This window comes from Streptococcus chosunensis (assembly GCF_003626515.1).
Lineage (GTDB): Bacteria > Bacillota > Bacilli > Lactobacillales > Streptococcaceae > Streptococcus > Streptococcus chosunensis.
On sequence record NZ_RBCK01000002.1, the window covers coordinates 114,047 to 138,186 of the forward strand.

The 24,140-nt window shown below is 37.6% G+C and carries 23 protein-coding genes; 12 read left to right on the forward strand and 11 right to left on the reverse strand.

The window, feature by feature from the left end; genetic code table 11:
* Window position 1: 1 nt before the first annotated feature.
* The 6 genes from D7D54_RS06370 (at window position 2) to D7D54_RS06395 (ending at window position 5,478) form a co-directional block, all read left to right on the forward strand.
* A complete protein-coding gene (locus tag D7D54_RS06370) occupies window positions 2–223 on the forward strand; it encodes a hypothetical protein (protein WP_000389381.1) in 222 nt (73 codons plus the stop codon).
* Complete coding sequence (locus D7D54_RS06375; protein ID WP_033682461.1) at window positions 220–813, forward strand: TlpA family protein disulfide reductase; 594 nt, start codon at window positions 220–222, stop codon at window positions 811–813. The genes D7D54_RS06370 and D7D54_RS06375 overlap by 4 nt, the downstream gene beginning before the upstream one ends.
* A gap of 472 nt (window positions 814–1,285) precedes the next feature.
* Complete coding sequence (locus D7D54_RS06380; protein WP_020902118.1) at window positions 1,286–2,149, forward strand: ATP-binding cassette domain-containing protein; 864 nt, start codon at window positions 1,286–1,288, stop codon at window positions 2,147–2,149.
* Window positions 2,150–2,172: 23 nt separating this feature from the next.
* On the forward strand, window positions 2,173–2,865 hold the full coding sequence (locus tag D7D54_RS06385) for a hypothetical protein (protein ID WP_020902117.1): 693 nt from the start codon (window positions 2,173–2,175) through the stop codon (window positions 2,863–2,865).
* An 8-nt stretch (window positions 2,866–2,873) separates the two neighbouring features.
* Window positions 2,874–3,455, forward strand: a complete 582-nt coding sequence (locus D7D54_RS06390; RefSeq protein ID WP_020902116.1) for a hypothetical protein — start codon at window positions 2,874–2,876, stop codon at window positions 3,453–3,455.
* Window positions 3,448–5,478 (forward strand): ATP-binding cassette domain-containing protein, encoded by a 2,031-nt coding sequence (locus tag D7D54_RS06395; RefSeq protein WP_020902115.1) that lies wholly within the window; start codon window positions 3,448–3,450, stop codon window positions 5,476–5,478. The genes D7D54_RS06390 and D7D54_RS06395 overlap by 8 nt, the downstream gene beginning before the upstream one ends.
* A gap of 236 nt (window positions 5,479–5,714) precedes the next feature.
* Here D7D54_RS06395 and D7D54_RS06400 read toward each other — a convergent pair whose 3' ends face one another.
* The 5 genes from D7D54_RS06400 to D7D54_RS06420 all read right to left on the reverse strand — a co-directional run bounded on the left by D7D54_RS06400 (window position 5,715) and on the right by D7D54_RS06420 (window position 9,995).
* Complete coding sequence (locus D7D54_RS06400) at window positions 5,715–6,779, reverse strand: DUF6574 domain-containing protein (RefSeq protein WP_120719078.1); 1,065 nt, start codon at window positions 6,777–6,779, stop codon at window positions 5,715–5,717.
* Between the two features lie 61 nt (window positions 6,780–6,840).
* A complete protein-coding gene (locus D7D54_RS06405) occupies window positions 6,841–7,791 on the reverse strand; it encodes a DUF4097 family beta strand repeat-containing protein (protein WP_120719079.1) in 951 nt (316 codons plus the stop codon).
* A complete protein-coding gene (locus D7D54_RS06410) occupies window positions 7,784–8,377 on the reverse strand; it encodes a DUF1700 domain-containing protein (RefSeq protein WP_120719080.1) in 594 nt (197 codons plus the stop codon). The genes D7D54_RS06405 and D7D54_RS06410 overlap by 8 nt, the downstream gene beginning before the upstream one ends.
* The gene (locus D7D54_RS06415; RefSeq protein ID WP_000273858.1) at window positions 8,364–8,690 is read right to left on the reverse strand and encodes a PadR family transcriptional regulator; all 327 of its coding nucleotides are present in this window, start codon (window positions 8,688–8,690) and stop codon (window positions 8,364–8,366) included. Before D7D54_RS06415 ends, D7D54_RS06410 begins: the two co-directional genes overlap by 14 nt.
* 138 nt (window positions 8,691–8,828) lie before the next feature.
* A complete protein-coding gene (locus D7D54_RS06420) occupies window positions 8,829–9,995 on the reverse strand; it encodes a CynX/NimT family MFS transporter (protein ID WP_120719081.1) in 1,167 nt (388 codons plus the stop codon).
* A 154-nt stretch (window positions 9,996–10,149) separates the two neighbouring features.
* Between D7D54_RS06420 and D7D54_RS06425 the strand changes: the two genes are divergently transcribed.
* Complete coding sequence (locus D7D54_RS06425; RefSeq protein WP_020902110.1) at window positions 10,150–10,980, forward strand: glycosyltransferase; 831 nt, start codon at window positions 10,150–10,152, stop codon at window positions 10,978–10,980.
* A 238-nt stretch (window positions 10,981–11,218) separates the two neighbouring features.
* A complete protein-coding gene (locus D7D54_RS06430; RefSeq protein ID WP_120719082.1) occupies window positions 11,219–13,069 on the forward strand; it encodes a polysaccharide biosynthesis protein in 1,851 nt (616 codons plus the stop codon).
* A gap of 61 nt (window positions 13,070–13,130) precedes the next feature.
* Here the strand turns inward: D7D54_RS06430 and D7D54_RS06435 are convergent.
* The 4 genes from D7D54_RS06435 to sdaAB all read right to left on the reverse strand — a co-directional run bounded on the left by D7D54_RS06435 (window position 13,131) and on the right by sdaAB (window position 17,022).
* Window positions 13,131–14,479, reverse strand: a protein-coding gene (locus D7D54_RS06435; protein ID WP_120719025.1) for an IS3 family transposase whose coding sequence is annotated in 2 segments (ribosomal slippage) — window positions 13,131–14,038 and window positions 14,038–14,479 — 1,350 coding nt in all. Because the reading frame shifts where the segments join, the coding sequence is not laid out codon by codon here.
* 336 nt (window positions 14,480–14,815) lie between these two features.
* Window positions 14,816–15,448 carry an HAD family hydrolase gene (locus tag D7D54_RS06445; RefSeq protein WP_020901806.1) on the reverse strand — a complete coding sequence of 211 codons (633 nt, stop codon included), beginning with the start codon at window positions 15,446–15,448 and terminating at the stop codon, window positions 14,816–14,818.
* A gap of 21 nt (window positions 15,449–15,469) precedes the next feature.
* Window positions 15,470–16,342: an L-serine ammonia-lyase, iron-sulfur-dependent, subunit alpha gene (sdaAA, locus tag D7D54_RS06450; protein ID WP_000500041.1), complete on the reverse strand. Its 873-nt coding sequence runs from the start codon at window positions 16,340–16,342 to the stop codon at window positions 15,470–15,472.
* A gap of 8 nt (window positions 16,343–16,350) precedes the next feature.
* A complete protein-coding gene (gene sdaAB / locus D7D54_RS06455) occupies window positions 16,351–17,022 on the reverse strand; it encodes an L-serine ammonia-lyase, iron-sulfur-dependent subunit beta (RefSeq protein ID WP_000838909.1) in 672 nt (223 codons plus the stop codon).
* Window positions 17,023–17,261: 239 nt separating this feature from the next.
* Between sdaAB and apf the strand changes: the two genes are divergently transcribed.
* Complete coding sequence (gene apf, locus D7D54_RS06460; RefSeq protein ID WP_020901807.1) at window positions 17,262–17,912, forward strand: aggregation-promoting factor; 651 nt, start codon at window positions 17,262–17,264, stop codon at window positions 17,910–17,912.
* Between the two features lie 86 nt (window positions 17,913–17,998).
* Here the strand turns inward: apf and D7D54_RS06465 are convergent, their stop codons facing one another.
* Both D7D54_RS06465 and D7D54_RS06470 read right to left on the reverse strand, forming a co-directional pair.
* Window positions 17,999–18,862, reverse strand: coding sequence for a hypothetical protein (locus D7D54_RS06465; protein ID WP_020901808.1), 864 nt, complete (start codon window positions 18,860–18,862; stop codon window positions 17,999–18,001).
* A gap of 430 nt (window positions 18,863–19,292) precedes the next feature.
* On the reverse strand, window positions 19,293–20,156 hold the full coding sequence (locus tag D7D54_RS06470) for a helix-turn-helix domain-containing protein (protein ID WP_020901809.1): 864 nt from the start codon (window positions 20,154–20,156) through the stop codon (window positions 19,293–19,295).
* Between the two features lie 320 nt (window positions 20,157–20,476).
* Between D7D54_RS06470 and D7D54_RS06475 the strand changes: the two genes are divergently transcribed.
* From D7D54_RS06475 to D7D54_RS06485, 3 genes are all read left to right on the forward strand, one after another.
* On the forward strand, window positions 20,477–21,064 hold the full coding sequence (locus D7D54_RS06475; protein ID WP_020901810.1) for a hypothetical protein: 588 nt from the start codon (window positions 20,477–20,479) through the stop codon (window positions 21,062–21,064).
* A 285-nt stretch (window positions 21,065–21,349) separates the two neighbouring features.
* Window positions 21,350–23,458, forward strand: coding sequence for a bacteriocin-associated integral membrane family protein (locus D7D54_RS06480; protein ID WP_120719083.1), 2,109 nt, complete (start codon window positions 21,350–21,352; stop codon window positions 23,456–23,458).
* Entirely contained in the window at window positions 23,455–24,084 is a 630-nt protein-coding gene (locus tag D7D54_RS06485; RefSeq protein ID WP_033682448.1) for an ABC transporter ATP-binding protein, read from the forward strand. The genes D7D54_RS06480 and D7D54_RS06485 overlap by 4 nt, the downstream gene beginning before the upstream one ends.
* Window positions 24,085–24,140 lie beyond the last annotated feature (56 nt).

The window sequence follows — 24,140 nt, forward strand, 5'->3', positions numbered from 1 at the left end:
AATGGAAGATTTTAGTATCTCGCTAGAGACGTTTACACAAACTCGCCACAGTTTGCTGTTTCGAAATAACACGACGGAGCAAAAGTTGGTACAAATAGAGTTGAATAAGGAACCATTCCGTTTAGCTATTTTAGATGCAGGCGAAGAGCGAGTTTTAATCTTACCAGAAGAATTATCTATTATCGAAAGTTTTAGAATTTCAGAAGTGGAGGACAATCCATGATGTCAAAAAAACATGTTGTAGAGACAATGGTTCTTCTTGTGATAGCATCTTTATTTTTAGCAGGATTTTACTATCAAAACCAGGAATCTCATCATCAAGAAGAAACAGCGCAAGAGCTCCTCTTAAAAAAAGAGGAGGAAATAAACCAATATATTTCAAAAACTAAAAATACAACATTCAAGAATGCATTGTTAACCTCTAATGAGGGAGCACAGGTTCAACTATCAGATTATAAGTTTAGACCAAAGGTTGTGGTATTCTGGGCTAGTTGGTGTCCTGATTGCCAAAAAGAGCTCCCAATCATTCAGCGCCTTTATGATAAATACCAAGATAAAGTTGATTTCTTTATGGTGGATATAGTTGATGGGGAACGTGAAACACTTGAAACCTCTCATCAATTTTTAAGGAATCAGGGTTTTACCTTTCCAGTTTATATAGATCAAGATTTACAAGCTTTTAAGTTTTTTGATGTAAAAGCTATTCCAACAATATTTATAGTGGATAAAGATGGGATAGTGAAACAAATTTATGTAGAACAAGGAAGCGAAGAAATCTTGTCTAAAGATTTAAAACAGTTAATAAATGACTGAAATGAGAATCTCATTTGGTTATTATAAAAAATTTTTTAAAAGGAGGGTTTTCTGATGAGAAAACTAACTGGACGTGTCAAAAGACACATTGTAGCAGGTCGCTTTTGTATTATAGGTCTTCGATATGGAGTAGGCATATTTTGTTGGGATTAAATAGGAGGATGAAGTAGTGAAAAAACTAAGTAACAAAAATAAACAGCACATTGTAGCAGGTCGCTTTTGTATTATAGGTCTTCGATATGGAGTAGGTATATTTTGTTGGGATTAAAAGGAGGGTTAAGTAATGAAAAAACTAAGTAATAAACATAAAAAACACATTGTGGCAGGTCAATTTTGTGCTGTTTCACCACTCGGTATTTATGGAATGCTCACAGGTATTGGGTTCTTCTGCTGGAGTTAACGTAATCTAAAAATCTCTGGCAGGGTTCATTCCTTGTCAGAGACTTTTTAATATAATGAACGGAGAGAAACTATGAATCGTGTGATTTTAAGTCTTAAAAATATTGATAAAACATATGGGAAAGAACAGGTTTTACATAATATTTCCTTTGATATTGAGCAAGGGGAAATATGTGGTCTTATCGGTGAAAATGGTGCAGGAAAGACAACCTTAATGAGAATTCTTCTAGGACTAATTCAAGCTGATAAGGGAGAAATTGAGAGTGTTTCGCAGCATAAGATTGGTAGTATTATCGAATCACCTGCCCTCTATCCAAACTTGACTGGACGTCAACACCTGCAATATTATAAAACAAGATTTGGTTTAAAGACAGATATCACAAAAATGTTGGAATTGGTTCACTTGCCGGAACCGTCATGGGATCGAAAAGTAAAAAACTATTCCCTTGGAATGAAGCAAAGACTATCGATAGCAATTGCGCTTTTGGATAATCCAGAGCTTATTATCTTAGATGAACCAGTGAATGGTTTAGATCCTCAAGGGATTTCAGATTTAAGAAAAATGATTTTGAATTTACGGGATCAGTTAGGAGTTACTTTTTTAATCTCGAGCCATATTCTGTCAGAATTGGAATTTATAACAGATAAGTATATCATCATGAAAAAAGGAAAGATTCTAAATGTGATGAGTTCAAAAGAGCTAGCAAATGATTTGTCAGAAAAGCTCTTCCTTAAGACGAGTAATAATCAGATTCTAAAAACGTTTTTAAAAGAAGAGGGCATTGTTCATTTTGAGCAGGATGACTATCTGGTTGTGCCAGAAAAGGAAAAATTAATGGCTATCTTGGAATATAGTGTCGTGTCAAATCTAGTGATACAGGATATTTATATTAAGAAAGAACGCTTTGAGGACTACTATTTGCATAATATTATCTGATGATTTAAGAAAGGAGGAGAGTCATGAATTCTCTTAAAGCAGATATGTATAAATTTTACTGGGAAAAAAGAGGAGTACTTCCTAGTTTGTTGATAGGATTATTGATTTTGTTATTCTCCTTATTTTTTAAGTCATCGAATGAAGATGAACCAGCATTTCGAGTATTGATTTCAAATGTGAGTGGTTTTATTCCTTTGCTTTTTATCTCTACTAATTTATTTTTCTGGGGGGAAGATTATAGTTTCCGTACGATTAACATTCTCCTCACAAAAGAAAAACAACGTTGGAAGTTATTTTTATATAAAACTTTGGGAGCCTTTTGTTTGTCTTTCCTATATGTAACTATTTTTTATAGTTTAACAGCCCTCGTCTATTTGGAGGGAGACTTGGTGTTGATTGTTTCGACATTTTTACATCAACTACCATACTATTTGGTTATTATCAGTATCTCATTATTAATTTTTCAAATATTTGATAAGGTTTATGAATCATGTATGATTTATATACTCTATATTTTACTGTTTGATAACCTATTGGTTTATGTCCTTCCAAACTCTGGTGAGAGTGTGAGAGACTATTTATTAATGACTTTAAATTTGAAAACTTCCCCTGGAGTAAGTCAATTTACCCTTACGAATGTAGGCTATCCTATATTGGTAAGTATAGCAGTGATTGTACTTGCGTTTGTTGTATTCAGTAAAAAAGAATTTAAGTAGGAGTACTAATGATGAAAAAAATAGGAATTGTAATTGGGCTGTTGTTACTGTTTGTAGTGGCTGGAATTTTATTAACCTTAAAACGAGGAGAGACGACAATCAGTGTAAAACAATCGTGGGCTCTTTCTTCTAAAAGTATTAAAACGTTAGAGTTTTATGGTTCAAAGCAAGCAATTGATGTTAAAGTTGTCAAGAGTGAATCAGATGAAACAAGTGTTCAAATAGAAGGAAAAGTTTCCGAAGAATCAGTGAATAACATAACTAAAAACGTTAAAATGAGTTCAGATAGTCTATATATTCCATTTTCACAACATGGCTTTAATTTGGCTTTGAGTTCACAAGGGAAAGACAAGTTATATGTAACCATTTCCTTAGGGAAAAATGCAACTTTCGAAAAAATTTTTGTAGATACTCTTGTTGGCGATGTATCTATTACAGTTCCTAAAGATTTTGATGGAATCTATACTTTGCATACAAATAATACAGGAGAAGTTTTAAAGGTTCCTACGACAAATCAAACTTCGAATAGCGTCATTGAAGTTGATGGTTATAGTAAGATAAGTGTTGAAAAAGGAGAAAATAATGGTTAGTCACTATAAACAAGCAACTTTGCTGGATTGTGGAATGGCTTGTGTAAAGACAATCATTTCTTACTATTTCCCAAAATTAGAACATTTAGATAGTCTACAATTTGATAACAATAACCACCAAGGACTGTCTTTGTTTGATATAGAAGATATACTAAAAAGCTATGGTATTGATGCGGATTCTTATCAAATTGAGACTCCTAGTTTGTTAAACAACGTATCATTTCCTTATTTACTAGTAGTAGAAAGAGCTAGCTTGCCTCATTATATCGTCGTGTTGGATGGAGACAGTAGTTCATTGATTGTTTCTGATCCTGCAAATGAGGAAATTGAGAAAATTTCAAGATTAGAACTTTTTAGTCAGAGTGTAGGAATTGTTTTAATTCCTCAAAAGAATGAGAATGTTAATTCAGAAGATAGAAAAGATATTGTTACGATAAGCTATGCAGATAAGTTATATCATAGATTTCTAGCTTCACTTGGTTGGAAGAGAAAATTGGCAATCTTTTTCTTGGGATTAGCTAAAATTAGTTTACCTATTGCTATTGCTTTTTTACTACAAATAACAATGTCTGGTCTACTTAACATTCAGTTTAGTATTCAACTATTTACCCTAGCTTCAATAATATTAGCTTCATATTTGTATTGGCAGTTCTCTATATTAGAAACGAGATTAAAAGGAAAGATTGAGAATAATTTTTTAAATGATATTCTGTCCTCTTTTTATAAGAACCAATTAAATGATTTTTCTTTAACTAAAAATTATGAGTATGTGAGTAGTTATTTTTGGAATTTATTGTTATCAGCAACAGGTATTATGCAAAAATTTTACTTAAAGGTACAGCTTTTAGTGTTTTGTTTGCTACTGTTATTGCTATTAAAATTGAATATTATTATTTTCGCAGTTACATGCGTATCTATAGCTATTCTTGGTTTATATGTCAATTTTGAAATACGAAAAGTTGTAAAAAATCAGCGAGAATTTATTGCTAATAGTTCTAACTTTAGTTCTCTGGTAGAAAATACAATTTATGGTTTGCAAGATATTATAAGTTTCCAAAAATCTAGCGACTTCATCAAAGAATTTGATGAAAGACTCAATGAACTATTGGGAACGAAACTAGATAGTACACATATTACCAATAGATTATTAGCTTCTACGCAGATATTTATTGGTTTAACTGGTTCATTTTTGCTTGCTACTGTAAATATTATTATAGATTACGCACATATATCGGAGTATACAAATAGTATTTTGATTTTATTACTGTTATCCAGCATTTTAAATTCTTTAATTACATCTTGGGTAGCATTGAAAAAAAGTCAATATTCCTTTGAGTTTATTGGACTAGAGGAAGTAGGGATGGAAAGTAATCTTGCTACCATTCCAGTATCTAAAATTGAACAATTGTCATGCCGGAATTTATGTAAAAAATGGGATGAAAGATTGGTGTTTACTAAATTAAATTTTGAGTTCAATAGTGGTGAATTAACCGTTATTACAGGCGGGAATGGAACTGGGAAATCATCTCTTTTGAATATTATTCAGGGATTATCTTCTCCAACAGAGGGTGATATTGTACTGAATGGAATGGAAAGTTTTTCTACTTTAGAGGAGACTAATATTTTAGATTATTTAAGCGTGTATTCATCTGAATTTCATGTATTCCCTGGAAGTGTTTCAAAAAATATTAATTTCACTCTATTTAATAAGGAAAACTATGAATCAAATAATCTTGATAGTCTGAATCTCAATATAGCTCTAAGTCATCAGATTGATGGGAAAGCCACCAATATTTCGCAAGGTCAGAAACAAAAAATTCTACTCATGAGGAGTTTATCGCAAGAAAAGGACATCTATCTATTTGATGAGCCTACAGGAAATTTGGACAGAAACTCAACTGAATTATTTCTAAATGAGGTTGAGAAATTAGTGAACGAGGAAAAGATTGTTATTGTCGTGACTCATGATAAGGATGTTATTGCTAGAGCAGGTAAAGTTATTAATATGGACGAATTTCATTAAAAGTTAATAAATGGAGATTGGTGGTTTCTAATCTTAATTTTACATATAACTAGTTTGCATAATATTTGGAATAACGAACTTCATAGCAACGTTATCATACTACTGAACTCTAGGAATAAAACCCATCCTAGGACAAAGATTTTAAAGCATTAGCACAAGAAGAGTAAATCAGAAGCAGGTCAATCGACTTGCTTTTTGGTATAGAAAAATCCTGCCATGGATGACAGGATTGAATCTTAAAGAAAGGCTAAGATACGAAGATAATCTCCAATCAGTGCCACTTCAGCTACAAAGAAGAGGAGGATAATGACTCCGTTCACAAGGACAGACAAGAATAATTGATAGAAGGAGTCGGTTTCACTTGCTTGACTTGGCCTTGTAATGATATGGAGACTAGCAAGCAGAATGATTCCAATGCTAATCACACACAAGAGGGCTGTAAATCGCAGGCTATCAAAGAAGGCAAAGAAACTAGCAATAGCAGTGAGGAAGATTGGAATTGCCAAGAGTTGACTATATTGTTGGAGAACCTTTTCTAGCGTCCAGTCCTTTTCTTGGTAGATAAATCGTCTCACGACGAAACCACCCAAGAGGAATGAAAAGAAGAAGAGTGTTGTTGCTACTAGGATAGAGATAATCGAAAAGAGATTTAATGAAGCAAATTGTTCAGGGAAGTGATTATGCATAGTTGCTATATGTCCATAGTAAGCATGTTTGATGTGGTAGATACTAAAGAAAAAGGAAGATGCAGAAAACAGAATGAGCAAGAGGAAGGCTGTGTAACTGTGTGTGCTACTTGTTTCAAGACTGCTTGTAGGAGATTTGAGAGCCTCCACTAGCCAAGACCAAAAATCAAGCGCTTGCTCTTTCCATCTATCCGTAGATTTTGGAGCTTGGTCGGGGATATAGGGACTTTCTAAGGATTGACTGATAAGAAGGGGCTCTTTCGTGGTTGGTTTTTGCTGAGGAAGTGCTTCTTGACTCTCTTCAGCTATAGTGACTTTTTCTGTTTCTTTAGAAAGGTCTGACTCTTCTTCAGTAGAATCTAATGCTTTCTTTTCTTCTATTTCTGTTCTCGCTTCACTGTCTTCAGGAGCTTCAATTTTCTCTTCTTGCTGGCTTTCCAGTTCGACCTCAGCTTGAGAGACTTCCTCCTCTACTTGAGTATTTTTTTCAATTGGCGTATCGAGATTAGCTATCGTTTCTTCAGCCTTGTCTGCAACCTCTTGAGCTTGCTCTTCAGGTTTGTTCTTGCTTGTTGTTTTTACAAAATCATTACTTTCAAACCATTCTTGTTTCATGGTAGAACCTCCTTTTTCTGGTTGTTGCCTATTTTTACATTAGCAGATGTAAGCGCTTTTGTCAACGGTTTCTAGAAGAAGACTCGTGTTCCTCTGATTTGAGTAGATAGATATCCTGTTCTGCTCTTGCCATGAGTTGATCTTTTGCATCTGCTTTTTCTGTTTTATAAGGATTGCTTAATCGTTCATTTTTGTTTTCTTTGTTTTTAAACGAACGCCTTCCTTCTCTTAAAAAATGAAGAATAGAGCCATGTTTTGTTGAAAGATCTAAGTTGATTCTTTGTTTTTCTTCTTCGGAAAGTAGCAGTTGTAGGTCTGTTTTCGCCATCAATTCCACCTTACCGTGTACTTGTATTTTTTCAGCGTGGATGTGATGTTTTGTTGACTCTAGCTGACTATCTGTAAGGTCTGTATCAAAGATATTGATAATATTTTGTGTTGTGAGTTTACTGTTTTTGATACGACTTCCTTCAATTCGGAGGAGATAGCCATTATTGGTATTGATGGTCGCATTTTCAAGACTAGCATTAGTGATACTGGTTTGTCCAAGATTGGCTGACACGTTGATCCCTTTTAGACTTCTTCCCTTTGGAACTTGGAGAATAACTTCATTAAAACGACTAGAGTAGCTACTTGCGATATGGAGAATCGCGCCAATTCCAGAAGAGAGAAATGGAGTTTCAGACAGTTTCTTATCAATGAGGCTTAGAGTTTTGTCGTTTTGATTTGTGACAAGATCTTGGTTAGCAGAAATAGATGGATGATAAGAAATATGGATTTGATCATCCAAAGAGTCGGTGATGGTGAGCGCGTGTTGGTGGAGAGTAATTTCTATGTTTTCGACTTCCTTGCCATAGGTTAGCTCTTCCATCCGACTATCATAGACCGGCTCCTTGGACATGGCAAGTAGGCTCTTAATCCCGTCAGATTGAATACCTATAAAGAGTAGGATAAAGCCGATAATGGTAGTCACCACACCAAAAATGAGAAATCCTTTTGTAAACTTACGCATGCTGGTCACCTCTCTTTCCTTTTTTAAGAACAAATTGCACCAGGCGAACAATGAGTAGACCGAAGAAGCGAGCTACATAGGAAATACCTAATAAAACCAGCGAAGAAGCACCGATAGCTAGTAAACCAGAACCGAAAATCAAGATAAAGGCTGATTTAGCTTGGGCTAGGACAGTAAAACTTTCAACTAAAAATAGGAATCCGCCGATGATACCAAGTATGGAAACCGCAAAGAAAGCCAAGATGACAGTCAAGGCTGCCACAAGGATTGCGAACAGGGACACGAGGATGGCGATTCCCAGAGGAATACCGATAGGGGCTGCAAGCAAAGCTAACAAGGCGACATGCAAAATTTGTCGGTTATTCTTTTGAGCGGGTGCCTCATTGATTTTTTTATCGAGAAGATTGGAGAGAACTTCGTGGGCTGCTTCCTTAGGAGTTCCCAAGCTAGCGATGAGTTCTTCTTCTCCTTCGACTCCAGCATCGTCAAAGAGTTCCCTGAAATAGTCCATGGCTTCAATTTGGTCAGCCTGAGGCAGTTTTTTGAGATAGAGTTCTAGCTGAGTCAGGTATTCAGTTCTTGTCATGGCGGATACTCCCTTCTATGATGCCATTGATGGTGTCTGTATAGAGTGCCCATTCATCTTTTAGGGTCACGAGCTGTTCTATACCACCATTTGTCAAGGAGTAGTATTTGCGCATGCGACCTTGGAACTCTCTAGAATAGGTTGTCAGAAAGCTATTGCCCTCCAATTTTTTGAGAATGGGATAGAGTGTAGATTCTTTGATATTAGCGATCAGTTTAATGGTTTGGCTAATCTCATAACCATAAGAATCATCCTGCTCCAGTACGGCCAAGATGAGAAATTCAATCAAGGCAGAGGATGTTGGAAAGTACATGGGGAACCTCCTTTTCTAATGTGTAAGATTTTTATATATAATTTTTCTACACATACATTGTACATCTAAATGAAAGCCCTGTCAAGAAATATGTGTAAAATTTTTATATATAAAAAACTTCTAGGAAAAACTAGAAGTTTAGAGGATTTTATCAGCTTTGTCCACTGTAAAGAGGGCAACAGTCATCAGGATATCGACGAGCAAGAGGGCAGCTACAGCTGGCACCCAAGAGTGGAAAAGGTCAAAACTGTAACCAAAGAGGGTTGGCCCAAAGGCTGCTAGGATATAGCCTCCTGTTTGAGACAAACCAGACAATTGGGCAGTCTTTTCAGGGGCGCTTGTCTTGAGTGAAAAGTTGACCATGAGATAAGGGAAGAGGGCGCTAGTTGCAGTTCCGATGAGGAGATGGATGGAAAGCCAGTAAATGAAATTATTGATTGGGAAGAAGAGCATGGAAATGCCGACCACACCAGCTAGTGAAACCAGAGTGAGCATGAGCTGACGGTTACGAGTAGATAAACTGGTTGTCAGGCTTGGGATGGTCATTGAAAAAGGAATACTAATCAGAGAGAAGATAGAAGTCAGCAAGCCAGCTTCGTGACTGGATAGGCCTGCATGGATGGCCATGGTAGGTAGCCATGTCATAGCGGTGTAAAAGAGCAAGGATTGAAAACCTGCAAAGACAATCACTGCCCAGACCTGTTTATTACGCATGACATTTGTTTTGCTTTTTTGTTTGGTTTGTGGAGCCAGTCTGTGATTATAGCGGTGGTTTGGGAGCCAGACCAAAAAAGTTGCTAGACAGAGCAGGGTGAGGAGGATGATCAATCCTTTCCAAGAACTGGCTTGTGTAATAGGCACAGCCAGATAGGAAGCCAGAGCCGTTGCAATCCCCATAGAAGTTACATATAAGGTTGTCAGAAAACCAATCTTCTTTGGTTGATTAGCTTGGATAAGACTAGGAAGCAGAACATTGATGACTGCGATACTTGCCCCAACCATCAAGGTTCCTAGATAGAGCAGGGGCAGATTGATTAGTCGAATGAGAGAACCGATAGTCAAGAAGAAGAGACTGTAGGTGAAGAGATGCTCCAAGCCGATTTTCTGAGCCAGTCGGGTAGAAAAGAGCGAGAAGAGGGTAAACATGAGGAGAGGAAGGCTGGTCAAGACACCAAGTGAACTAACTTCTACTCCCAGACCTTGCGAAATATCTCCCAAAATAATGGGTAAAACAGTAAAAGGAGTCCGTAAGGAAACACCAATCAGGATAATACCTGGAACAAAAAAGAGTGATTGCTTTTTCATATAATACCTCTTCTAGCTGATTTTAATAACAGCTTATTTTAAGGTTTTTTCATTATAATGTCAAGTAAGGTTTTGGGCTTTCAAGATAAAAATGGGAAAGTCTTGAAAATTATGATAAAATAGTGGAAGGAAATCTATACATTGGAGAAAAACTGTGTCTGAAAAGCAAAAAATCAGCGTATTGATGTCGGTCTATATCAAGGAAAATCCGACATTTTTAAAGGATGCTATTGAGAGTGTTCAAAATCAGACCCTGAAACCGAGCGAATTGGTTCTGGTTGAGGATGGGCCTTTGACACCTGAGCTCTATCAGGTATTAGATCAGGTGGAAGCTGAGTCTGATATTCCAGTGAAACGCTATCCTCTTGAGCAGAATCAAGGTTTGGGTCTGGCTCTTCGATACGGTGTTTTACAGTGTCAGTACGATATTATCGCTCGTATGGATACAGATGATATAGCTGTTCCAGACCGTTTTGAGAAACAGGTTCAGCTAATGGAGAAGGACAAGCTCGACCTATTAGGTGGACATATTGCAGAGTTTATTGACAATCCTGATGAGATTGTTTCTTACCGTCGTGTTCCGACTCAACATGCAGATATTGTAGCTTATCAAAGGATGAGAAGTGCCTTTAACCACATGACTGTCATGTTCAAGAAGGACATGGTTCTCAAGGCAGGCAACTATGAAGATGGCCTTTATATGGAGGATGACCTCCTCTGGCTCAATATGATTGCTGCAGGAGCCAAGACTGGAAATCTGGATCAAATCTTGTGTAAGGTTCGTGTTGGAGCAGGGATGTTTGAACGTCGTGGAGGACTGCGTTATCTCAGACTCTATCGTCAGGCTCGTCAACGAATGCTGAAGAGAGGGCAGATTTCTTACATGGAGTATGCTAAGAGTGTTGCCATTCAGATGGTTGTTGCCCTTTGTCCAGGATTTGTCCGACAGTTTATTTTTATGAAACTGTTACGAAAAAGCAATTAAAAGATTGTAGCAAATCGTAAACTGGATAAAAAGTGTTATAATAACAATATAATGCTCTTCGAAAATCTCTTCAAACCGCGTCAACGTCGCCTTGCCGTAGGTATATGTTACTGACTACGTCAGTTCCATCTACAATCTCAAAACAGTGTTTTGAGCAACCTGCGGCTAGTTTCCTAGTTTGCTCTTTGATTTTCATTGAGTATAATCATCCGGCTCTTTTAAGGAGGAGTAAATTTCTATGAATAAAAAACTCACAGATTATGTGATTGATCTGGTGGAAATTTTAAATAAACAACAAAAACAGGTTTTCTGGGGAATATTTGATATTTTGAGTATGGTGGTTTCCATCATTGTATCTTATATTTTATTCTACGGCTTGATTAATCCAGCACCTGTTGACTACATTATCTATACGAGTTTGGCCTTCCTGTTCTATCAATTGATGATTGGATTTTGGGGATTGAACGCTAGTATTAGTCGTTACAGCAAGATTACGGATTTCATGAAAATCTTTTTTGGTGTGACTGCTAGCAGTATCTTGTCATATAGTATCTGCTATGCCTTCTTGCCCCTCTTCTCTATCCGTTTTATCTTTCTCTTTATCTTGTTGAGTACTTTCTTGATTTTATTGCCACGGATTACTTGGCAGTTAATCTACTCCAAACGCAAAAAGGGAAGTGGTGATGGAGAACACCGTCGGACTTTCTTGATTGGTGCCGGTGATGGTGGAGCTCTCTTTATGGATAGTTACCAACATCCAACTAGTGAATTAGAACTTGTCGGTATTTTGGATAAGGATGCGAAGAAAAAGGGTCAAAAACTTGGTGGAATCCCTGTTTTGGGTTCATATGAGGATCTTCCTGAATTAGCCAAACGCCATCAAATCGAGCGTGTTATCGTTGCGATTCCGTCGCTTGACCCGTCAGAATATGAACGTATCTTGCAGATGTGTAATAAGCTGGGTGTCAAATGTTACAAGATGCCTAAGGTTGAAACGGTTGTTCAAGGACTTCACCAAGCAGGTGGAGGCTTCCAGAAGATTGATATCACAGACCTTTTGGGCCGTCAGGAAATTCGTCTTGATGAATCGCGTCTGGGCGCAGAACTGACAGGTAAGACAATCTTAGTCACAGGGGCTGGTGGTTCAATCGGTTCTGAAATCTGTCGACAAGTTAGCCGTTTCAATCCTGAACGCATTGTTTTGCTCGGTCATGGGGAAAACTCAATCTACCTTGTTTATCATGAATTGATTCGCAAGTTCCAAGGGATTGATTATGTACCAGTTATCGCAGATATTCAAGACTATGATCGTCTCTTGCAAGTCTTTGAAAAGTACAAGCCAGCTATTGTTTATCATGCGGCAGCCCACAAGCACGTTCCTATGATGGAGCGCAATCCAAAAGAAGCCTTCAAAAACAATATCCGTGGAACCTACAACGTTGCTAAGGCTGTTGATGAAGCCAAAGTACCTAAGATGGTTATGATTTCGACAGATAAGGCGGTTAATCCACCAAATGTTATGGGAGCAACCAAGCGAGTGGCTGAGTTGATTGTCACTGGCTTTAACCAACGTAGCCAATCAACCTACTGTGCAGTTCGTTTTGGGAATGTACTTGGTAGCCGTGGTAGTGTCATTCCAGTCTTTGAACGCCAGATTGCTGAAGGTGGTCCTGTAACGGTGACAGACTTCCGTATGACCCGTTACTTTATGACTATTCCAGAAGCTAGCCGTTTGGTTATCCATGCTGGCGCTTATGCCAAAGATGGGGAAGTCTTTATCCTTGATATGGGCAAACCAGTCAAGATTTATGACTTGGCCAAGAAAATGGTCCTTCTAAGTGGACACACTGAGAGCGAAATTCCAATTGTTGAAGTTGGAATCCGCCCAGGCGAAAAACTTTACGAAGAACTCTTGGTATCAACCGAACTCGTTGACAATCAGGTTATGGATAAGATTTTCGTTGGTAAGGTTAATGTCATGCCTCTAGAAGCCATCGATCAAAAGATTGAAGAGTTCCGCACTCTTAGTGGAGATGAGTTGAAGCAAGCCATTATCGCCTTTGCCAATCAAACAACCCACGTTGAATAAAAAAGAAAAACGCATATTATCAGTTCAGAATGTACTGACCCCAAAAAGTTAGACAATTAATTTATCCAAAGGATTTAGTTCTGTATTGTACAGGACTGAGTCCTTTTAGTTTTACCTTAATTCGTTTATTGTTGTAGTAATCAATATAGTCAACAATGGCTTGTTCCAATTGATTAAGTGATTTAAAGGTTTTCTCATAACCATAAAACATCTCCGATTTCAGAATGCCAAAGAAAGATTCCATCATACCGTTGTCTGGACTGTTACCTTTACGTGACATGGATGCTTGAATTCCCTTACTCTCTAGGAACTGATGATAAAAATCGTGTTGATATTGCCAGCCTTGGTCACTATGGAGAATTGTATTTTCGTAGTGCTTCTCTGTGAATGCCTGTTCCAACATTGTTTTTACTTGTTCTAAGTTGGGTGAAGTTGAAAGATTATAGGCGATAATTTCACTATTAAAGCCATCTAAAACTGGTGATAAGTAAAGCTTTTGAGCACTTGCTGGAATGGAAAATTCTGTCACGTCTGTGTAGCACTTTTCTATTGGTTTGGCTGCTTCAAATTGGCGTTGAATGAGGTTATCTGCTTTCTTGCCAACGTCTCCTTTATGAGAAGAATATTTTCGTTTCTGTCGCATTTTAGCTTGTAAATTGAGTACTTTCATCAAGCGTTGAACTCTTTTCTGATTTACCAGATAACCACGATTTCTTAGTTCTAAATGAACCCGACGATAACCATAATTTCCCTTGTGTTCGATAAAAATGGATTGAATTTCAGCTTTAAGTTCTTGGTCCTTATCTGGTTTATCTAGCTGTTTCAAGTGATAGTAGTAGGTTGAACGAGCTAGTTTAATGGCTTTTAGAAGAATATCTAACGAAAACTCAGTCATTAATTCTTGAACAATTTCTGTCTTTCTTCTTTCTCTTTTTCCTCCTTCAATCGGAGTTCTCTTAACTTTTTTAGGACGGCATTCTCCGCTCTCAGATACTCATTTTCTGCTTGAAGACGTTCTAATTCTGTCCTCTCTTCAGGTCTCGTTTTTGGCTTACGTCCCATTTTAGGTGCTCTCCCTCTTGTTTTCTCAACAATAGTATACCCGTTTTTCTTGTATTGTGCTAGCCAATTAAGAAGTATCGTACGACTCGGGAGGCCGTATTCAAGAGAAACTCTATCTTTAGTCCAGCATTCATGTAAGACTTTATGAATCATTTCTTGTTTTAAATCAGGAGAATAGTAACGATTTTTTCCTTTTTTGACGAACTCTATTCCGTAACGATCAATCAATTTAATCATGTACCTAATATTAGAATTGTTTATCCCAAATTTATTTGAAAGCTTCTCTATGCTATATCCTTGTTTTCTAAGTTCATAGATTTGAACTTTATCATCATAAGTTAATTTCATAATAAAAACACCCCAAAAGTTAGATTTTTTCTGTCTAACTTTTGGGGTGCAGTTCAGAAGAACCTTGGTAATATGCGTTTTGTTATGTAGAGACTTATACTCTTCGAAAATCTCTTCAAACCACGTCAATGTCGCCTTGCCGTAGGTATCATAGGTATAGGTAACTGACTTCGTCAGTCTTATCTACAACCTCAAAACCATGTTTTAAGCTGACTTCGTCAGTTTTATCTGCAACCTCAAAACAGTGTTTTGAGCAGCCTGCGGCTAGTTTGCTCTTTGATTTTCATTGAGTATTACTTTATTTTCTTCTGAAATGGGGTTGTCGCCCAGTCTATGTTATTGAAAATACTCCAAAACTTCTAAGGGTTTGTGGGACATATAATCAGGTTGATAGTTTAGTAGATCTGCTTGCTCTCCAAATCCCCAAGTGACGGCCAATTTCTGAATGCCTGTTTCTTGAGCTCCAAGCATATCAAACTTGGTATCTCCGATGATGATGGCTTGTTCCGGTGCTAGTTGATGTGTCTGCAAGGCTTGGCGAATGACATCTGCCTTATGGGGTGCTTCAGGGCTGGAACCATAAATGCCATCAAAGAAATGATAGATTCCCAAGTTTTTAGTCATGTCTTGAGCGGTTGGAGTATTCTTTGTAGTGGTGATATAAAGAGGGTAATTGCTCGATAACTCCTCAAGCAAGTCTACAATCTGAGGAAATAGTTGAGCTTCATAGATGCCTTTTTCCTTGTAGTAAGAACGGTATATCTGCACGGCCTCAGAAATTTGTTCTTTGGGCAGGCAAGTCGCAAAACTACTTTCAAGGGGTGGTCCCATAAAACCACGAATCGTTTTGGCATCAGGGCTAGGCACTCCCAGCTCCTTAAAGGTATGGGTAAAGGCATTGTGAATCCCGATAGAACTGTCAACGAGGGTTCCATCCAGATCGAAAAAAATCGCTGTGATAGAGGTCATGATTTCTCCTATTTGATAAACTTATTCTCCGAAAATTTCTTTTTGGAGGCGACGACCAGTAGGGGTGGCAGCGAGTCCACCTTCAGCTGTTTCACGAAAGGCAGTTGGCATGCTTGCTCCTACTTGGTACATGGCATCGATAACTTCATCCACAGGTATTTTAGATTCGATACCTGCCAAGGCCATGTCTGCTGCGATGAAGGCAAAGCTAGCTCCCATGGCATTACGTTTAACACAGGGAACTTCAACCAAGCCGGCAACAGGGTCACAGATGAGGCCCAGCATATTTTTAATGACAAAGGCAATAGCCTGACTGGCCTGATAAGGTGTCCCACCTGCAGCTAGAGTTAAGGCAGCAGCACTCATAGCAGAGGCCGAACCAACCTCGGCCTGGCAACCGCCCTCAGCACCTGAGATAGAGGCATTGTTTGCGATGACTAGTCCAAAGGCACCCGCAGCAAAGAGGAAATCCAGCTGTTGCTCGTGGCTGAGGTCTAATTTTTCAATAGCAGCAGTGAGAACAGAAGGGAGACAGCCAGCACTTCCAGCGGTTGGAGTAGCGCAGACCAAGCCCATTTTAGCATTGTGTTCATTGACTGCAATGGCATTTCGGGCAGCAGAGAGAATCGTGTAATCTGACAGAGTTTTTCCGTTTTTAATGTAGTGATCCAATTTGGCAGCATCTCCACCTGTCAGGCCACTACGAGATTTATTTTCATTGAGACCAAGTTGGACAGAGGCTTTCATGACTTCCAGATTGCGTTCCATGAGAAGGAAGACTTCTTCACGTTCGCGACCGGTCAATTCAAACTCTGTTGTAATCATGAGTTCTGCGACATTTCCTTGAAAGTCCAGATCTGCTTGCTCGACCAATTCTTTGATAGAATAAAACATGCTTCCTCCTATTTAAAGAAATTGACATTGTGGAGATGAGGGATTTTTCGAATTTCTTCGATGGCCTCATCACAGTTGCGACTGTCAACTTCGATAATCATAATAGCTTTTTCACCAGCTTTTTCACGAGTAACATTCATCTGGGCGATATTGATATCATAGCGGGAAAGGGCCTCTGTTACGAGGGCAATCATACCTGGAATATCTTGATGAACAATGATGATAGTCGGTGTATTCATATTGAGAGAGACGGCAAAGCCATTGAGTTCGGTTACCTGAATATTTCCTCCCCCGATAGAAATACCAGTCACGCTAATGGTCTTATGAGCATTTTTAACGGTAATTTTAGTGGTGTTTGGGTGAGGGGCATTGCTGTCTTTCTGAATGGTCCAGACAATCTTGATGCCACGCTTGTGGGCAATTTCCAGGCTGTTTGGGATTTCAGGATCATCTGTATCCATGCCCAAAATACCTGCAACAAGGGCTAGGTCTGTTCCGTGACCACGATAGGTCTTGGCAAATGAGTTAAATAGTTGGAATTCGACTTCTGTCGGAGTATCATCAAAAATGGAAGAGACAATCTTCCCAATACGAACAGCACCAGCTGTATGGCTACTAGATGGGCCAATCATAACTGGTCCGATGATATCAAAGACAGATTGAAAACGAAGTGATTTCATCAGTTTCCCCTTATAAAAATTCTTATCTCTATTATATCAAAGAATGAAGGTCTTGGCTTTAATTGTGGATGAAAACCTTTTTACACTACAAATAGCATAAAAAAGCATCTTTTGTAACAAAAAATGGCTTATTTAGAGAAATAAAAAATAATTTTGTAATATTTCTACATAAAAGTGTCAAGAAACGGTAATATTTAAAGGGTATGATAGAACTATAGAAAGAAGGAGAATTTTCAAATATGAAATCAACAACTAAAAAGATTAAAACAACTCTTGCAGGAGTAGCTGCCTTGTTTGCAGTATTTGCTCCATCATTTGTATCTGCTCAAGAATCATCAACTTACACTGTTAAAGAAGGTGATACACTTTCAGAAATCGCTGAAACTCACAACACAACTGTTGAGAGATTGGCAGAAAACAACCACATCGACAACATTCATTTGATTTATGTTGGTCAAGAGTTGATTATCGATGGCCCTGTAGCACCTGCTACAACACCAGCGCCAACTACTTATGCAGCACCAGCTGCTCAAGATGAAACTATTTCAGCTCCAGTAGCAGAAACTACAGAAGTAGTAGAAGAAGCAGCACCAGCTGCAAGCGCTCCTGTAGCAGAAGAAACTGTTGCTGCAGCAGAAACTTCAGCACCAGCTGCAACTGTAAGCGGATCTGAAGCAGAAGCTAAAGAATGGATCGCTCAAAAAGAATCAGGTGGTAGCTACACAGCTACAAACGGCCAATACATCGGACGCTACCAATTGACAGATTCATACTTGAACGGTGACTACTCAGCTGAAAACCAAGAACGTGTAGCAGATGCTTACGTTGCAGGACGTTACGGTTCATGGTCAGCTGCTAAAAACTTCTGGCTTAACAACGGATGGTATTAAGAAATAGAAAAAGAGCCTTTGATGGCTCTTTTTGTGTGCTTTTATTTGATAAAAGATAATTTTTAAATAGTAGTAATAACAATTACTTACTGCTGACGAGATTCTGGAGTTTCTCTAGCTGAATTATTACTGTTAGCATCGGGAACTTCAGCATTATTATTGGTATTCGTATCTCCTTGGGTTCCGGCAGTATCAGTAGCTTGATCTCGTGTATTGACAGCAGTGTTTCCTCCACTTCTAGCACTATCAGATGAAGGTTGTTCGCTTGCAGGTGCTTGTGAATTATATCTGTTCCCATTTGACTCAGTATAGCTTGGAGTGTAGCTACCTCCTTCTGAAGAATAGCTTTCTCTTCCCTCAACGTTACTAGTCGTTTCTGTTTCTTTTTTATTAAACTTTTGCGCTTCTTCTTTTTTGGTCAAGACTTCAACTTGCTTTTGGAATTTTGAAATCAGTTCTTGAATGGGTTTTATTTTTTCATCAATAGTAGCTTGTTCGCTTGTGGAGTTGACACTTTTAATAATTTCTAGTATTTTTTGTAAGGAAGTGATGGCTGTTTCAAGTGCTTGTTTATCTTCAAACTGGCTATCGGATTCCTTTATATCCAATTTTAAAGCTTTTTCGGTATAATGATTAGTAATTTTATCGGCCGTAGAAGTAAGAAAATCTGCTAATGTCTTTTTGCCTTCGTCAGAGGTTGGCTTTAATTCTTGGATTTTTTTCCAATCCTCTATAATCGTTTCAGAATCAATATTGAAGTTTTTAATAGCATTTTTTACTTGTTCGACATCTTGTCCATTCTTATGTTGTTTGCTGAGAGCGATGTTCCCTCTCTCTGCTTGGATATGTTCTTGATGAATGACTAAGCCTATTAAAAGTCCAAGACCTACAACAATAATGATAGTAAAAATGGTATTTTTTGATGTTAGAATATCTTTGTAGTTTTTCACAATCGTACTACGTACATGGATGGTAGTATCTTAAAGGGATCATGTACGACTTCCTCCTCATTACAGTATATCATTTTTAGCTTATTTTATAAATAAGTTTATAAGTAGAATCGAGATTTAACTATTTATTGCCCTTTTTGTAATTATATTTCTGTTTCTATCAGAGAGAATATCAGATTATCAGCCTCTTTTTTGTCGTTAAAAAAGTGAGATATATTGACTTTTGAAAAAAATGTCATAATTGAGTTGGGATAAACGTAAAAGTAATACTTTCTTGTTAAACCGCTCGGCGATTCATGGTGACATGGACACATAGTAGTAAGCACACCATGTGGCTTTGCAGAGCTAAAAACTTCTGGCTTAATAATGGCTGGTATTAAGAAATAACGAATAGAATAATATGAAAAGGTCGAGGAAATCCCTCGACTTTTTATATTTCTTTCGGTTGATAATAGATCTCCACTTCTTTTTTGAGAAAGGCTAGAATGGAAGTTTCATCGGTCAGCTCTAGAAGTGAGAACCCTTTTTGGATAAGTTTAGCATCATCCCTACAAATCCCAATACGGACATAGCAGATAGCAAGCATATCGTAGCTTTTCTTGTTCTTGGCATCCTCTAGTAAAGTATAGCAGATTTGTTGACACATGTTTTTGTCTTGATGGTATAAGTAAATGGTGGAAAGGTTGAGTAGGATTGCCATTCGCAAGTCATATAAATGTTGATAGTTTTTATAGACTTCTAAGCGTTGCAAGATTTTTCCAGTGATGAGATGGAGGTGTTCAATGGGAAAGCTGAAAAGGATGGTATTGAGGATTTTTAGGTCATTTTCATACCATGTATCTTGTTTTTCAATTTTCTCCCAAAGTTTTGTGACAGTCTGTTTCACTTGGTTTGACAGTTGCTCTGTACCATGTTGACGGAGACAAATAACAACTTTCAGCATATCCCTGATTTCTTCTATAGGTAGGTCGTGGTGGGTTTTGAGATAGTCTTGGCATTTTTGAAATAGTTTTTCGAGTTCACTAGTCCCTAGGGTTGAGCTCATATTGAGATAGGTTTGCATGATTTCTGTTCGTTGGCTCGGTTGATAGAGGTGGCAGATATAGTCAAACTCTTCAAAACTCATATTAATCTGTCGGAGAAGAAATTCCATATTTTCATATTTGGGAGTTACCTTGCCACTTTCAATCTTTGATAGGCTAGTTCTTGAAAGGACATCTCCGCAGACCTCTTCTTGGGTCAATCCTTTTGACTCACGTATTTCTTTATAGACCTTTCCGAAATCATAACGCATGATTTTCTCCTTTTCGTGAAAAAAGTTAACAAACAATAAAATCCTATTAAAAATATTGTATCATAGTAATATAAAAAGTAAAAAAGAAAGCTAAAATAAGTTTGGTATAATTTTAAAATGGGTTTAACAGTACTATGATGTAGCTAGAAAAGGGGTGGGAAAATGTTTAAAAATAAGGAGCTTTTTCGAGTAGTCATGATATTTGTGATAGGAATTATCTTAATTTTAATGACACCCGTCTTATTTAAAGTTGTGATGGAATTATTCTCAAAATAAATAGGTCTTTGTTTAGGTGGAGTCGTGAATCAGGAGGTTAAGTGATGAACTACAATTTAAAATATATCTTATCAGGAATATTTATCCTAGTCTTTATAGGTTTCCTAGTCTGGATGCGTTATTTTAATCAGAAGAAGGAAGAAGAGCATTCAGATGTGCCTTTTGAAGCGAGGTTAGATAGTGAGGTCAGGACCTTATATAAACAACTAGCATTGAGTGAGGAACCTCACTATTTCTTAGCCTATCGCTACCTACACCCGTGGTTTAATCTAGCGATTTTACCACCAACAGTTGAAATTTTCTTAACTAAAATAGCGCTGGTGATGGTGACCCCAGACGAACTGTTAATAAGAAATCTTGGGAATGGGATGACTTTCACAAGTGAGCATCATCGCGATTTGCGGCAAGGACTTATTCGCATTCCAAAATCAGAGATTAAAGAATTTGAGATTCGCAACTGGAAGAGAGCTTTTGTATTTGGCGATTTTTTGACAATCAAAACAAGCCAACATAACTATTATTTGCAGGTCAGAGATGATGGCCTTCAAAAAGGAAGTCTTGTTACTAAACATTTCTCAGACTTGAAACGACAAGATTTTCTAGGATTATTGACAGATAATAGAGCATTCTGATAGACAATTGCCCTAGTTGTTTATTGTAAACTTTACAAATGAGCTCTAAATACTAGAATCCCTTTAGAAAGGTAATTCCTATGAAAAATAAAATTTTAATCATTGTTTATCTTTCAGCCTCGCTGTTCATCAGTTTTGTAATCTTTTCACTTTTACATATTGATTTTAAATGGTGGATAACTCTGGCTATAAGTGCAGGATTTATTTACACCTACTTAAAATTTAGTAAAAAATAAAAATTACCTGCACCTATCTCACTTTCGTCTCTTCACGGGAGGTATCTCTATGAAAAAAATCAGTCATCTTTGTATGCTCTTGCTTTTGCTGTGCACTACGTTTTTTGTCCTGAATGTAAATGTTACACGTGAAATAGTGCGGATTCAGAAGATGGGCAAGACAACTTATTCATTTGACTTGTACTTGAAAGATGTCACTAAACCGACAGAAACTATTCTCCAGTTTTTTGAAGAGGTTGCAAGTCAAGACAAGGTCTCTATTATCAAAGTAGATAATGGCGATGAGGTGGTCAAGGCTGGTGTTTTTGATAAGGAAACCTTCCCCTATCAGGAGTTCGGTCTGACTTCTCTTGATTTTTCAAAGAATGAGAAGGGGGTCTACAGCAACCAGGATCTTCCCAATAATCTAGGAACCATTCCCACCTTTTTAAAGGTGAAATTCATTCGACTCCAGACCTTCCAATCCTATATTGAGGATAAATCCCATACTGTAAATGGACGCTACATGATTACCTCCAGCAAAGAGATAGATCGTGCTACCATTCTACAAAAGTGGAGTGATTTTTTCCAGATAGATAAAACGATTTTATTAGAACCCACTTACCGAAGTCAGGTTGGAGTGCTAAATCAAGATTTGTTACTATCTATCATTATCTTTATCTTGGCAATCTTGCTTGTGATTTTAATGACAGTTTATCAGCCGATGATGGAGATGAAACGAGTGGGGGTTCAAAAGTTACTTGGTTTTCAAAGCAGGGCGATTTTAGCTGGTTTTGTAAAGACTAATTTTTATCTTCTCTTGGGTGGAAGTCTTATCATTGACTTGGGACTATTTTTAGTGCTGGACTACAGACCAAAACTTCTGTTCCCAAGTTTACTCTTATCCCAATTTCTGCTTTTACAGTTGTATTTGTTCATCAGTTGGCTGACCTACCTGATGATTCAGAAAATGACAGTCAGTTCCATATTGAAAGGTTTTTCATCTGTCAAACTTGGTCTTATCTTCAATTATGTGATGAAAATAGGGACAACTATTTTACTGACGGCCTTACTGATTGGGGTAGGCAGAAGTCTAGAACAAGAAAACAAAGAACTTGCTTATCAGAAACAGTGGGTAAGCCAAGGGAATTACTTGACCTTAGAAACCTTCCAACTCAATGATAACCTGTGGCAAGAAGAGCTAGCAGGGTCAGGGAAATCTACAGATTATTTCTACCAATTTTATCAAGATTTGCTAGCAAAAATACAAGTAAATTATGTGCGAAGTGCGAGTCTTCCTATCAAACCAGTCATCAAAGCAGAACAAGTGCAGCAGTACCAACTGCCTGATAAGGTAGATGTTTACTATGCTAATAGCAATTTTCTAAAGAGCAAGGGATTCAAGTTACCAGAAACCAGCACTAAAAAAGTTATTTTGATGCCAGCCAGTGCCAAAGGACAAGAAGGTAAGAATCAGTTCTTGGGAAAATCCATAGCCTATCTTTCTATGAGGTATGAAGATCAGCAAAAGCAAAGGATAGAAGATATGGATGTAGAAATTGCCTACTATGAAGGAGATTGGTCTTTCTTCCCTTATAATAATGAGCGAAAGGAAAATCTCCACAATCCAATCATTAGTCTGGTAAATGATCAAGACATGATGTGGGAAGAAAAGACTCGCTTGTCAACGACAGGTTTAAACAATCCGATGAAAGTTGAAAATACAGAACAAAATCAAAAAGTGATTACGGAGTTAGTTGAGAAATTATCAGATGGGAATTATTTAAAATTTTCATCGATTCAAGCCATTCAACAAGAGAAAGTAGATTCTTATCGAGATGCAGTTCGAAATCTTAATATACTCTTTGCTTTATTTGGTTTCCTTAGCATGATGATTTCCTACTTCTTACTAGTAACAACTTTCTTATTGAAGCGAACAGATATCATTACCAAGAAGTTTATGGGGTGGAAGCTGGTTGATCGCTATCGTCCTCTCCTCGTTCTGCTCTTGCTGGGCTATAGTCTCCCTCTTCTAATCTTGATTTTCTTTGCCCATGCGCTCTTGCCACTTCTACTGTTTGCAGGCTTTACATGTTTGGATATACTATTTGTGCTAGCCTTGGCTTCTAGGATGGAGAAAAGAAGTCTAGTAGAGTTATTGAAAGGGGGCATCTTATGATTGAGTTGGAAAATATTACCAAAACCATTGGGGGAAAAGTGATTTTGGATAACTTGTCTCTCAGGATTGATCAGGGGGATTTGGTAGCCATTGTTGGTAAGAGTGGTAGTGGTAAGTCGACCTTGTTAAATTTATTAGGTTTGATAGATGGTGATTATAGCGGACGGTATGAGATTTTTGGTCAGACAAATCTAGCGGTCAATTCTGCCAAGTCACAAACAATAATCCGTGAACATATCTCTTATCTATTTCAAAATTTTGCTCTGATTGATGATGAAACGGTCGAGTACAATCTTATGCTGGCGCTGAAATATGTGAAATTGTCTAAGAAAGACAAGCTCAAAAAGGTGGAAGAGATTTTAGAGAGAGTAGGTTTGTCAGCTACTTTGCATCAAAAGGTCTCCGAGTTGTCTGGTGGGGAGCAACAACGAATTGCAGTTGCTAGAGCCATCTTAAAACCCAGCCAGCTGATTTTAGCCGATGAACCAACAGGTTCTCTGGATCCTGAAAATAGAGATTTGGTCTTGAAGTTTCTCTTAGAGATGAATCGAGAAGGGAAAACAGTCATTATTGTGACCCACGATGCTTATGTAGCCCAACAATGTCATCGTGTCATTGAATTGTGAAAAGGGATGTAGCTATGTTGTCAAAAATCTTCTAACTTGACTTAAATTATAAAAGG

Bases quoted from the DNA above. Each gene is read 5' to 3' on its own strand.
- D7D54_RS06370 (WP_000389381.1), top strand. From the start codon at position 2: ATGGAAGATTTTAGTATCTCGCTAGAGACGTTTACACAAACTCGCCAC.
- D7D54_RS06375 (WP_033682461.1), top strand. From the start codon at position 220: ATGATGTCAAAAAAACATGTTGTAGAGACAATGGTTCTTCTTGTGATA.
- D7D54_RS06380 (WP_020902118.1), top strand. From the start codon at position 1,286: ATGAATCGTGTGATTTTAAGTCTTAAAAATATTGATAAAACATATGGG.
- D7D54_RS06385 (WP_020902117.1), top strand. From the start codon at position 2,173: ATGAATTCTCTTAAAGCAGATATGTATAAATTTTACTGGGAAAAAAGA.
- D7D54_RS06390 (WP_020902116.1), top strand. From the start codon at position 2,874: ATGATGAAAAAAATAGGAATTGTAATTGGGCTGTTGTTACTGTTTGTA.
- D7D54_RS06395 (WP_020902115.1), top strand. From the start codon at position 3,448: ATGGTTAGTCACTATAAACAAGCAACTTTGCTGGATTGTGGAATGGCT.
- D7D54_RS06400 (WP_120719078.1), bottom strand. From the start codon at position 6,779: ATGAAACAAGAATGGTTTGAAAGTAATGATTTTGTAAAAACAACAAGC.
- D7D54_RS06405 (WP_120719079.1), bottom strand. From the start codon at position 7,791: ATGCGTAAGTTTACAAAAGGATTTCTCATTTTTGGTGTGGTGACTACC.
- D7D54_RS06410 (WP_120719080.1), bottom strand. From the start codon at position 8,377: ATGACAAGAACTGAATACCTGACTCAGCTAGAACTCTATCTCAAAAAA.
- D7D54_RS06415 (WP_000273858.1), bottom strand. From the start codon at position 8,690: ATGTACTTTCCAACATCCTCTGCCTTGATTGAATTTCTCATCTTGGCC.
- D7D54_RS06420 (WP_120719081.1), bottom strand. From the start codon at position 9,995: ATGAAAAAGCAATCACTCTTTTTTGTTCCAGGTATTATCCTGATTGGT.
- D7D54_RS06430 (WP_120719082.1), top strand. From the start codon at position 11,219: ATGAATAAAAAACTCACAGATTATGTGATTGATCTGGTGGAAATTTTA.
- D7D54_RS06445 (WP_020901806.1), bottom strand. From the start codon at position 15,448: ATGACCTCTATCACAGCGATTTTTTTCGATCTGGATGGAACCCTCGTT.
- sdaAA (WP_000500041.1), bottom strand. From the start codon at position 16,342: ATGTTTTATTCTATCAAAGAATTGGTCGAGCAAGCAGATCTGGACTTT.
- sdaAB (WP_000838909.1), bottom strand. From the start codon at position 17,022: ATGAAATCACTTCGTTTTCAATCTGTCTTTGATATCATCGGACCAGTT.
- apf (WP_020901807.1), top strand. From the start codon at position 17,262: ATGAAATCAACAACTAAAAAGATTAAAACAACTCTTGCAGGAGTAGCT.
- D7D54_RS06470 (WP_020901809.1), bottom strand. From the start codon at position 20,156: ATGCGTTATGATTTCGGAAAGGTCTATAAAGAAATACGTGAGTCAAAA.
- D7D54_RS06475 (WP_020901810.1), top strand. From the start codon at position 20,477: ATGAACTACAATTTAAAATATATCTTATCAGGAATATTTATCCTAGTC.
- D7D54_RS06480 (WP_120719083.1), top strand. From the start codon at position 21,350: ATGAAAAAAATCAGTCATCTTTGTATGCTCTTGCTTTTGCTGTGCACT.
- D7D54_RS06485 (WP_033682448.1), top strand. From the start codon at position 23,455: ATGATTGAGTTGGAAAATATTACCAAAACCATTGGGGGAAAAGTGATT.